Here is a 9,251-nt window from a genome sequence, read left to right on the forward strand (position 1 = left end):
GACCGCATGTCTTGCGGTGTGGGGTCAACACATTTGCTCCGCAAATGCCAGCCATAAATGGCTGACCGCATGTCTTGCGGTGTGGGGTCAACACATTTGCTCCGCAAATGCCAGCCATAAATGGCTGTCCGCATGTCTTGCGGTGTGGAGTTCCCCAACTGGAATCCGCAGTCGGAATTTACTTCTGACGAGGAAAAGCCCAAGTTTCAAAGCTTTTAGCTGATGGAACTTGGGCTTTATACTTCTGTCTATTCGTCAAAGTCTTGAATGAAATGAGGCTTTGACGACAGGGTGTCGAATTTTCGACACCCTGATACCCTTGCCGTGAGCAGCGGCAGGGGGTTTTGTTTTATTTATATTAGGATGCGCTGTGAACCAGACGGGGCACCAGTCCAGCCATGACGCGGATGACCACGATTTCCACAATGCCCAGAATCAGACACTGGAATACACGGGTTGCCATCAGCGGCAGGAAAGGAGAACCATACAATACGCTGATCCATAAGGTGTTCAGCAGCAGAGAACCGATGATTTCTGTTGCCAGTACTGCTCCCAGAATACGGGGCATGGTCTGTTTTTTGGACAGGAACAGACCGTAAATGAGACCAACAATGGCAGCGGTGATGGTGAAGCCGGGGAAGTACGCCGCAATGGGGAACAGTGTTGCACCGATGAAGTCACCCAATGCGCCTACCAGAGCAGCCTGCCAAGGACCCAGATACAGTGCCGCGAATACGACAGGAACAAAGGCAAAGCCGATTTTGATGTTCCATGCGGCAATGGATAAGAAACGGGATAAAATCACGTTCAGTGCCACCAGCATGGCAATGATGACCAGCTGCTTGGTGGTGAATTTTCTGTTTTCGGACATAAAAAAACCTCCTTGTTATCTCCAAATCAAACAACATGCAAAACAGCAGTTTTCCAGAAGAAAACCGCGAAAACCGTTCCCATGTGAAACAAAAAAACACGAAATCTCCAACAAAACCGGGGAAATTTCGTGTCTGTGTGTCAGATGGGACGCCTCTATGCAAATACCCCCGTTTCAAGCGGGGTAGGCTGTGATAACAAAGAGTGCTCATGTCTTTATTATGAAACAGCGGGATGCGGATTTTGTATCGCAAGAAAATTCTTTTCGTTCCCGTGACAACTCCCCGTTCACAGGACACTTAACGCACAAAGTCCTACTCTGTATTTGCCGCAGAAGGAATACTCCTGCGGCTTCATTGTAGCATGGCTTTTGTCAGAAGTAAAGCATTATTCGCTTTTTTCTGCCAAGGCAAAGGCAATGAGCAGACTTTGCTTGGAAGCAAAGGAGCCTGCCAATGTCACCTGCCCCATATCCAGACCATGATCCCCTGTCAGCACATGGAAAATACGGTCTGTTTCCAGAAAACCGCCGTTGCCGAAGTAGAAGCAAATGACGGGGGTGCCTTTGGGGATTTTGTCAAAATCAGATTCTTCGTAGGCACGAATGACTTTTGTGGGGTCTGCGCCTAAGGTCTGTTTGATGAAGGACAGCTCGATGTCCAGATGGAGAAATTCCTGAGAAGCGTAGTACATGGCTGTGATGAATGCTGTCAGGTCGTGTTCGCTGTCAAAGGGGAGAACCTGAGGATAATCAGGAACCCCTGTCAGTCCGCAGACGAACCAAGGTGTGGAAGCGGCTGCGAAAGAAATGTTGTAAGGGCGTTTGTGGATGACCGTTTCGTCATCAATGGCAAATACCAGTGTATTGCCGGTAGTGCTGCCAACCAGGGGCAGTTTTCTTTTTTTCAGATTTGCTTTCAGTGTATCGGATGCGCCGAACAGGCGGATGCCGTCAGAATGGAAACCCAGCATGGGAAAAAACCTCCTTTGGTGGTGTATATTTCAGTTGATTTTCTTCATTTTAATACAGTATGGGGAAAAAAGAAAGGATTTTTCCAGTGCGATTCATGCAAAAGGGCAAGCTTGGACTGTAGCGGAAGGGCTTGGGGAACGAAAGGGTCAACACATTTGCTCCGCAAATGTCAGCCATAAAAGGCTGCCCGCATGTCTTGCGGTGTGTGGTCAACACATTTGCTCCGCAAATGTCAGCCATAAATGACTGCCCGCATGTCTTGCGGTGTGGGGTCAACACGTTTGCTCCGCAAATGTCAGCCATAAATGACTGCCCGCATGTCTTGCGGTGTGTGGTCAACACGTTTGCTCTGCAAATGTCAGCCATAAATGACTGCCCGCATGTCTTGCGGTGTGTGGTCAACACATTTGCTCTGCAAATGTCAGCCATAAATGACTGCCCGCATGTCTTGCGGTGTGTGGTCAACACATTTGCTCCGCAAATGTCAGCCATAAATGACTGCCCGCATGTCTTGCGGTGTGTGGTCAACACATTTGCTCTGCAAATGTCAGCCATAAATGACTGCCCGCATGTCTTGCGGTGTGTGGTCAACACATTTGCTCCGCAAATGTCAGCCATAAATGACTGCCCGCATGTCTTGCGGTGTGTGGTCAACACGTTTGCTCCGCAAATGTCAGCCATAAAAGGCTGCCCGCATGTCTTGCGGTGTGGAGTGCCCCAACTGGAATCCGCAGGGGAAAAACCGAAGTTTCAAGGCTTTTAGCCGATAGAACTTTGGTTTTATACTTCTGCCTATTCGTCAAAGGCTTGAATGAAATGAGCCTTTGACGACAGGGTGTCGAAAAGTCGACACCCTGCGCAATCCATACCAAATGAATAGCCTCTGTCGGTTTTCGGGGAAAATCGTTGACATGACAACGTTTCAGTTGGTATAATTTACTTTGGCTTTGCAGGTAAAATTCGGCAAAAAGGGTGTTGCCGAATCATTGATAAATACAGGAGGAAAAGAATATGCTGGAATTAAAGAACATCTCTTTTTCCGCAGATGGAAAACAGATTCTGAAAAATATCAATCTGGTTATTGACGACGCAAAATTCGTTGTCATCACCGGACCCAACGGCGGCGGCAAGTCCACATTGGCAAAGGTCATCGCCGGTATCATCACACCTGACAGCGGACAGATTCTGCTGGACGGTCAGGACATCACAGACTGGTCTATCACAGACCGCGCAAGAGCAGGCGTCAGCTTCGCTTTTCAGCAGCCCGTACGCTTCAAAGGCGTAACTGTCAAAGACCTCATCACACTGGCAAGCGGCAAGGATATTTCCACAGCAGCGGCTTGTGATTATCTGGCACAGGTAGGTCTGTGTGCAAAAGACTACATTGACCGTGAAGTCAATGCAAGCCTGTCCGGCGGCGAACTGAAACGTATCGAAATCGCTACCGTTATGGCAAGAAAAACAAAACTGACACTTTTCGACGAACCCGAAGCGGGCATTGACCTGTGGAGCTTCAAAAACCTCATCGACGTTTTCGAAAAAATGCACGATGAAATCCAGGCATCCATCATGATCATTTCCCATCAGGAACGTATTTTGAACATCGCTGACCAGGTGGTTGTCATATCCAACGGTGAAATCGCCCAGATCGGCACAAAAGAAGAAGTTCTGCCCGGTCTTTTTGGTATTGACCCCGGATGCAGATATTTTCAGGGAGGGAACGAATAATGTTTGACGACGTAATCAAAAAACTGCTGTCTGAAGTGGCAGACCTGACAGAAGTACCTTTGAACGGTGCCTTCAATATCCGTAACAACGGTCACAGCGAAGGCAGAAACTCCACAGAAAACATTCAGATCGTACCCAAGGAAAACAACTCCGGTATCGATATTTACATCAAACCCGGCACAAAGGACGAAAATGTCCATATCCCCGCTCTGATCACAGAAGCAGGCGTACACGATCTGGTATATAACGATTTCCATATCGGCGAAGGCGCAGATGTCACCATCGTGGCTGGCTGCGGTATCCATAACTGCGGCAGTGAAGAATCTCTTCACGAAGGCATCCACCGTTTCTTCGTAGGCAAAAACGCCAAAGTAAAATATATCGAAAAACACATCGGGGAAGGCGACGGCAACGGCAAACGCATCATCAACCCTCAGACACATATCGAAGGGGAAGAAAACAGCTATCTGGAAATGGATACTGTTCAGCTGAAAGGCGTAGACTCCACAAAACGTATTTCCAGCGCAAAACTGGCAGCCGGCGCAACCGTTGTCATCAAAGAAAAAATCATGACACACGGCGATCAGTATGCGGAAACATCCTTTGACGTGATTCTGGAAGGGGAAGGCAGTTCCGCAAAACTCATTTCCCGTTCCGTTGCAAGGGATAAATCCCGTCAGCTGTTCCGCTCTAAAATCGTGGGCAACGCGGACTGCTACGGTCATTCCGAATGTGACGCCATCATCATGGACGACGGCGTGGTAGCGGCAGAACCCGAAATCGTGGCAAACAACGTGGATGCAACTCTGATTCACGAAGCAGCCATCGGCAAAATCGCAGGGGATCAGCTCATGAAGCTGATGACATTGGGGCTGACAGAAAAAGAAGCGGAAGCACAGATCATCAACGGCTTCCTGAAATAAGGAGCTGAAACAAATTGAAAAAAGAAATTCTCAGTTGGGTCAAGACCATCATCCTGGCAGTGCTGCTGGCTTTTGTGGTGGATACGGTGTTTATCGTCAATGCCACAGTGCCTACAGGCTCCATGGAAAATACCATCATGGCAGGGGACAGAATCCTTGCCCTGCGCACCAGCTACTGGTTTTCCGATCCAGAACGGGGAGATGTGGTGGTTTTTGAAGATCCCGACGATCCCACAGGCAAGACTCTTTATGTAAAACGTATCATTGGCGTTGGCGGCGACACTGTAGAGGTAAAAGACGGTGACGTGCTGGTCAATGGGCAGGTGCAGGATGAACCTTATATCAAAGAAATCACAGAAGGCGATTTCGGGCCTTATCATGTGCCGGAAGGCTGTTACTTCATGATGGGGGATAACCGGAATAAATCTCTGGATGCAAGGTTCTGGGAGAACACCTACGTGGAAAAAGATGCCATCTTGGGCAAAGTTGTCCTGCGGTATTACAAAGGATTCAAAATCATTGATTGATTTGGAAGAGGATAGAAATCGAAATGAGAAAAGAAATACTTGGCTGGATAGAAACAATTGCCGTGGCGGTTTTGCTGGCATTTTTGATAAATCACTTTTTGCTGGTGAATGTATATGTGCCAACAGGCTCTATGGAAAATACGATTATGGCAGGGGACAGAAACCTTGCCTTACGTACCAGCTATTGGTTTTCTGATCCCCAGCGGGGCGATGTGGTGGTTTTTGAAGCCCCGGATGATCCGGATACCCTGTATGTTAAGCGTGTTATCGGCGTTGGCGGCGACACCGTAGAGGTAAAAGACGGTGACGTGCTGGTCAATGGGCAGGTGCAGGACGAACCTTATATCAAGGAAATCACAGAAGGCGATTTCGGGTCTTATCATGTGCCGGAAGGCTGTTACTTCATGATGGGGGATAACCGGAATAAATCTCTGGATGCAAGGTTCTGGGAGAACACCTACGTGGAAAAAGATGCCATCTTGGGCAAAGTTGTCCTGCGGTATTACGAAGGATTCAAAATCATAGATTAAAAAAGGGCGGCTTTGAGCCGCCCTTTTGGCTTGTTGAAAAACCGGGAATATGATACACTGAAAACAGAGAACACCTAAAAGGAGATGAAGCGACATGAAATGTCCTTTTTGTAATCTGGAAATGATGGAAGGCTATTTGAAAGCCGGACGGTATGTGCAGTTCCAGGAAATGGAGAACGGCAGAAAAGGAAACCAGTATCTGGTGGCAAAAAGCTTTATGGGCGATGCTAAAATGGAAGGCTATCTGTGCCCCAGCTGCCGGAAAGTGATTCTGGATATCCCTCTGGTGGAAGAACCCCCCAGAAGATAAAGAGAAAAAAGAAAATACCCTGTCATTTGACAGGGTATTTTTATGTTTTACATAAATAATATAACCATCAGGAACACGAACAGAAATATGCCTGCACTCAGAGAAGCAATGGCGTATTTTTTCTCGCCTGCGTCCTGATATTCTTTTGCGCTGATGATTTCCCGCAGTCCCGCAAATGCCAGCAGCAGAAACAGCGCCGGTTTGATGCCCCGCAGGGCAAGGATGCCGCTGATGAAAAGCAGAAGGGTCGTGCAGAATTTCAGTTGTTTCATAAGAAATACCTCCAAAGTAACTTCCTCTAAAGGTCAATGGTCTTTTTTCCCCGCAAAAAGCAACAGACCGTTTGCCGCAACCAGAATCACGGTGTAAACAATCAGCATGGGGAACATAGAAGGCACCACATCCAAGAGGGCTGACCAGTCCTCTGCCTGCACCCATGACACCACCATGGCGTACTCAGAAAGAAGTGTCAGGGCAGTGAAGGCGAAAGCCGCAAATGCCATGCCCTTTGCCATGGACTTGCCGGAAAAAGCGGCGTAACCATGGAGCCCCGTGAAAACAACGCTTGCAATACTGAAGAAAATCCACATAAATATAACCTCCTTATCAGGGGAAAAATGCCATTTTTTTCAGTATAGCATGGCAAAGGGGGCTGTCAACGAAAGGGCTGGATGTGACAGAAATTTGTAAGAAAGCCGCAGATTTCTTTGTGTTTACAGAAGTCTGCTGTTTTTATTATAGTGTTGCAGTTGAGCGCAAATAAAAGGTTATATATTTTGGTTTTTGCGTTTCATCAAATAGGAGGGAGTTAATTCCAAATATCCTCTGCCGTTATGAGCGATATCAGCCCATTCCAGCACAGCAGCTAATACGAATATAGGGTCAAAGACCCATTCACCCTCATTTTTGCCTGCATAGTGTTTGCCAATGGCACCCACAAGAGTAGTGACTTCACAGTGAGGTTCTCCCAGACGATGGTTCCGTCCCTGCCCTTTCAGGGCTTTGCCTCCTTGTTCCAGCATGGTTTCTACCATAACATCGAATACAGTATATTCATAGGGAGGGTTGATGGGCAGAGCATCGCAGGAAAAGGATTTGCCATCCCGATTGGCGCGGATTTCATAAGTGTTTCCTCTGACGGAGGAAACCAAAATTCTGCCGCCGTTTTTCTTGATTTTATACTTAATGATTTCAGAAGCTTTTACGCTGTCGGTATTCTTGCGAAATAGTGACATATCCAATACCTCCTGTGTTGTTTTTCTCCTTACCCTCTCACTTTTGCCAGAATATTCCGATATGCCTGCACCAGCACTGCCGCGTCCAGACCATAAGCCATGGCATCAAATCCCTGCTGGAATCCATCGGCAATGGCGTCGGGGTTTACGGTGAAATAAATGCAGAACTTGCCGTTTTTGTGACATGCTTCCAATACCCGTTTCAGAGCAGCCTGAAAATCGGGGTGGTCGAACTGCCCGGGAATGCCCATGGAAATGGACAGGTCAAAAGGTCCGATGAAAATGCCGTCTACCCCTTCCATGGCAGTAATGGTTTCGATGTTTTCCAGACATCCCACTGTTTCACACTGGGGAATCAGCAGTGTTTCGGCATTGTTCACTGCCATGTTTACAGGCACACTTTCGGTACCGGGATAAGCGAAGCCCCAGCAGTCTTTCCGGGTGGGGCAGGGGATGGATGCCGTCAAAGGCTTCGTTGTCTGTGCGGAAAAGCACCCGGTCGCCGGGCTGGATGTCCAGCTGTTTTAGCATATCCTTTGTAATTTCTGCTGCATCAGGCAGGTGAAAAACATTGCATGTGCCGCAAAGCTGTTCCAAAGGAAAGGCAGCCGCGTCCATGCCCTCTGGGAAGAAATGTCTGGGAAAGTCTATATGGGTGCCCAGATGGCTCCCCAAATGCAGCAAAGACAGGGTGCAGTCATCTCCCTTTGCCCCATCCAGCAGCACTTCCCGCAAAAAAGGCGGGTCGCCGGGATAAACCATGGTCTGGGGGGAAAGGGGGAAGGAAATGTCATAAATCATATGCCGCCTCCTTATTGTATCATATTTTCATCCGTTGCGGCGGGGATAGGGCTTTTTTTCGTCCGTAAGCCCTGCCAGATAATCCATGCTGGTGTCCAGTGCCAATGCCAGTTTTTTCAGCTGCTCAAAGGTATAATACCGTTTGCCTGTTTCCAGTTTGGAGTAGTCGCTCTGGTCGATGCCTGTGAGCATCTGCATTTTGATCTGGGTGAATCCCCGTTCTTTCCGTAATTCTCGTAATCTGTTCATAAACATCACCAATTTTATTATGGCAAACTGACCTATTGACATTAGGGTGTATCTGACCTAAAATAAGACAAAAGGCGGTGGAAATATGGATAAATTGGTGGAAAGTCTGCGGGTTTTGCTGGAAAATGAAAGAGATGGTGTGCTGCATGTGGATAAGGAGCGGCTGCGGCAGGCAAAATACGCAGGCAGTGTGGAAGCATTACGGAAAATATTGGACGAGGACGGATGGAGTGCGGAAAAAAAGATAGACGCCGTGCGAAAACTGCTGGATGAGGCGTTGGAAAAATGAAAATATGTCTAACGCCTCTTTTTTTTATGAGGCTTTTGGGGTATAATACAAGGGAATATACACAAAGAATTCCACAACAAACCAAGTGAGAATCTCAAAGGAGGCATTTTTTATGCAGGTAACAAAAGATATGACAATCGGCGAACTGCTGATGATGGACAGAAGCGCAGGCGCAATCCTGATGCAGAACGGCATGCATTGTGTAGGCTGCCCTTCCGCTGCTGGTGAAACACTGGAAGAAGCAAGCATGGTACACGGCATGGATATCGACAAACTGCTGAGCGACATCAACGCTTATCTGGCAAGTAAATAATTTGCTTACGCATCGTCAAAGGCTCATTGCATTCAAGCCTTTGACGAAAGGACAGAAGTAAAAAGAGCAAGTTCCAGCGGCAGAAGCCTTGAAACTTGCTCTTTTTCCTCGTCGGAAGTAAATTCCGACTGCGGATTCCATAAGAACCCTTTGGGTTCTTTTTTTATGTTTTGATGTAATGAAATCTGAGGTCAAGCACTTTGCTGCGCAAAGCCGCCTGCGGCGTCCCCGTAATTTTCGGGGTGCAGAGTGTCCATCGGCAGAAGCCTTGAAACTTCGACTTTTCCCTCGTCGGAAGTAAATTCCAACAAGGATTCCATAAGAACCCTACGTGTTCTTTTTTTATGTCTTGATTTTTTGAGTCTTTTCCGAAAGGCTCTTTTTAGTACCATATAAGTGTAAGAGATAAAGCATATCATTTGTGCTTTACCCTCTGCACTTATTTTTTTATGATAAGGGAGTAATTGGTCTGGCGAGGCTCTTTTTGGATTAATCACATCCGT

The 9,251-nt window shown here is 47.5% G+C and carries 17 protein-coding genes and 1 riboswitch; of the genes, 7 read left to right on the top strand and 10 right to left on the bottom strand.

The window, feature by feature from the left end:
- From INF29_RS14570 to INF29_RS13115, 3 genes are all read right to left on the bottom strand, one after another.
- The coding region (locus tag INF29_RS14570; RefSeq protein ID WP_207728177.1) for a hypothetical protein at positions 1–203 on the bottom strand (203 nt) is incomplete at its 3' end.
- A 155-nt stretch (positions 204–358) separates the two neighbouring features.
- The gene (locus INF29_RS13110; protein ID WP_193487113.1) at positions 359–871 is read right to left on the bottom strand and encodes a folate family ECF transporter S component; all 513 of its coding nucleotides are present in this window, start codon (positions 869–871) and stop codon (positions 359–361) included.
- Positions 872–1,095: 224 nt separating this feature from the next.
- Positions 1,096–1,194: riboswitch (THF riboswitch) on the bottom strand.
- Between the two features lie 63 nt (positions 1,195–1,257).
- Positions 1,258–1,842 carry a hypothetical protein gene (locus INF29_RS13115; protein WP_193487115.1) on the bottom strand — a complete coding sequence of 195 codons (585 nt, stop codon included), beginning with the start codon at positions 1,840–1,842 and terminating at the stop codon, positions 1,258–1,260.
- Positions 1,843–2,854: 1,012 nt separating this feature from the next.
- Between INF29_RS13115 and INF29_RS13120 the strand changes: the two genes are divergently transcribed.
- The 5 genes from INF29_RS13120 (at position 2,855) to INF29_RS13140 (ending at position 5,861) form a co-directional block, all read left to right on the top strand.
- Positions 2,855–3,571, top strand: a complete 717-nt coding sequence (locus INF29_RS13120; RefSeq protein ID WP_022365014.1) for an ABC transporter ATP-binding protein — start codon at positions 2,855–2,857, stop codon at positions 3,569–3,571.
- Complete coding sequence (locus INF29_RS13125; RefSeq protein WP_087989398.1) at positions 3,571–4,494, top strand: SufB/SufD family protein; 924 nt, start codon at positions 3,571–3,573, stop codon at positions 4,492–4,494. Before INF29_RS13120 ends, INF29_RS13125 begins: the two co-directional genes overlap by 1 nt.
- Before the next feature lie 14 nt (positions 4,495–4,508).
- A complete protein-coding gene (gene lepB / locus INF29_RS13130) occupies positions 4,509–5,021 on the top strand; it encodes a signal peptidase I (RefSeq protein ID WP_072852486.1) in 513 nt (170 codons plus the stop codon).
- Positions 5,022–5,044: 23 nt separating this feature from the next.
- Complete coding sequence (gene lepB, locus INF29_RS13135; protein WP_193487117.1) at positions 5,045–5,551, top strand: signal peptidase I; 507 nt, start codon at positions 5,045–5,047, stop codon at positions 5,549–5,551.
- 94 nt (positions 5,552–5,645) lie between these two features.
- On the top strand, positions 5,646–5,861 hold the full coding sequence (locus INF29_RS13140; RefSeq protein ID WP_072852490.1) for a PF20097 family protein: 216 nt from the start codon (positions 5,646–5,648) through the stop codon (positions 5,859–5,861).
- Positions 5,862–5,908: 47 nt separating this feature from the next.
- On the opposite strand, the gene INF29_RS13145 is transcribed toward INF29_RS13140, so the two are convergent.
- The 6 genes from INF29_RS13145 to INF29_RS13170 form a co-directional block, all read right to left on the bottom strand.
- Entirely contained in the window at positions 5,909–6,133 is a 225-nt protein-coding gene (locus tag INF29_RS13145; protein ID WP_193487119.1) for a hypothetical protein, read from the bottom strand.
- Between the two features lie 33 nt (positions 6,134–6,166).
- Positions 6,167–6,451: a hypothetical protein gene (locus INF29_RS13150; protein ID WP_072852493.1), complete on the bottom strand. Its 285-nt coding sequence runs from the start codon at positions 6,449–6,451 to the stop codon at positions 6,167–6,169.
- A gap of 177 nt (positions 6,452–6,628) precedes the next feature.
- Positions 6,629–7,096 carry a hypothetical protein gene (locus INF29_RS13155; protein ID WP_087989395.1) on the bottom strand — a complete coding sequence of 156 codons (468 nt, stop codon included), beginning with the start codon at positions 7,094–7,096 and terminating at the stop codon, positions 6,629–6,631.
- Positions 7,097–7,125: 29 nt separating this feature from the next.
- On the bottom strand, positions 7,126–7,482 hold the full coding sequence (locus INF29_RS13160; protein WP_193487121.1) for an aldolase/citrate lyase family protein: 357 nt from the start codon (positions 7,480–7,482) through the stop codon (positions 7,126–7,128).
- On the bottom strand, positions 7,439–7,897 hold the full coding sequence (locus INF29_RS13165; RefSeq protein WP_193487123.1) for a cyclase family protein: 459 nt from the start codon (positions 7,895–7,897) through the stop codon (positions 7,439–7,441). The genes INF29_RS13160 and INF29_RS13165 overlap by 44 nt, the downstream gene beginning before the upstream one ends.
- Positions 7,898–7,924: 27 nt before the next feature.
- Entirely contained in the window at positions 7,925–8,146 is a 222-nt protein-coding gene (locus tag INF29_RS13170) for a helix-turn-helix domain-containing protein (protein ID WP_022255281.1), read from the bottom strand.
- 85 nt (positions 8,147–8,231) lie between these two features.
- On the opposite strand from INF29_RS13170, the gene INF29_RS13175 reads away from it, so the two are divergent.
- Complete coding sequence (locus tag INF29_RS13175) at positions 8,232–8,435, top strand: hypothetical protein (protein ID WP_087989392.1); 204 nt, start codon at positions 8,232–8,234, stop codon at positions 8,433–8,435.
- A 112-nt stretch (positions 8,436–8,547) separates the two neighbouring features.
- Positions 8,548–8,748 carry a DUF1858 domain-containing protein gene (locus tag INF29_RS13180; RefSeq protein ID WP_022255279.1) on the top strand — a complete coding sequence of 67 codons (201 nt, stop codon included), beginning with the start codon at positions 8,548–8,550 and terminating at the stop codon, positions 8,746–8,748.
- Between the two features lie 191 nt (positions 8,749–8,939).
- On the opposite strand, the gene INF29_RS13185 is transcribed toward INF29_RS13180, so the two are convergent.
- Positions 8,940–9,251, bottom strand: a 312-nt coding sequence (locus INF29_RS13185) for a hypothetical protein (protein WP_193487125.1), incomplete at its 5' end; no start/stop codon positions are given.

Origin of the sequence: Anaerotignum lactatifermentans (assembly GCF_014982935.1) — a bacterium.
Classification (GTDB): Bacteria; Bacillota; Clostridia; order Lachnospirales; family Anaerotignaceae; genus Anaerotignum; species Anaerotignum lactatifermentans.

Coding starts and splice junctions, on each gene's coding strand:
- lepB (WP_193487117.1), top strand. CDS start 5,045: ATGAGAAAAGAAATACTTGGCTGGATAGAAACAATTGCCGTGGCGGTT.
- INF29_RS13110 (WP_193487113.1), bottom strand. CDS start 871: ATGTCCGAAAACAGAAAATTCACCACCAAGCAGCTGGTCATCATTGCC.
- INF29_RS13160 (WP_193487121.1), bottom strand. CDS start 7,482: ATGGCAGTGAACAATGCCGAAACACTGCTGATTCCCCAGTGTGAAACA.
- INF29_RS13155 (WP_087989395.1), bottom strand. CDS start 7,096: ATGTCACTATTTCGCAAGAATACCGACAGCGTAAAAGCTTCTGAAATC.
- INF29_RS13180 (WP_022255279.1), top strand. CDS start 8,548: ATGCAGGTAACAAAAGATATGACAATCGGCGAACTGCTGATGATGGAC.
- INF29_RS13145 (WP_193487119.1), bottom strand. CDS start 6,133: ATGAAACAACTGAAATTCTGCACGACCCTTCTGCTTTTCATCAGCGGC.
- INF29_RS13120 (WP_022365014.1), top strand. CDS start 2,855: ATGCTGGAATTAAAGAACATCTCTTTTTCCGCAGATGGAAAACAGATT.
- INF29_RS13115 (WP_193487115.1), bottom strand. CDS start 1,842: ATGCTGGGTTTCCATTCTGACGGCATCCGCCTGTTCGGCGCATCCGAT.
- INF29_RS13125 (WP_087989398.1), top strand. CDS start 3,571: ATGTTTGACGACGTAATCAAAAAACTGCTGTCTGAAGTGGCAGACCTG.
- INF29_RS13165 (WP_193487123.1), bottom strand. CDS start 7,897: ATGATTTATGACATTTCCTTCCCCCTTTCCCCCCAGACCATGGTTTAT.
- INF29_RS13170 (WP_022255281.1), bottom strand. CDS start 8,146: ATGAACAGATTACGAGAATTACGGAAAGAACGGGGATTCACCCAGATC.
- INF29_RS13140 (WP_072852490.1), top strand. CDS start 5,646: ATGAAATGTCCTTTTTGTAATCTGGAAATGATGGAAGGCTATTTGAAA.
- INF29_RS13175 (WP_087989392.1), top strand. CDS start 8,232: ATGGATAAATTGGTGGAAAGTCTGCGGGTTTTGCTGGAAAATGAAAGA.
- INF29_RS13150 (WP_072852493.1), bottom strand. CDS start 6,451: ATGTGGATTTTCTTCAGTATTGCAAGCGTTGTTTTCACGGGGCTCCAT.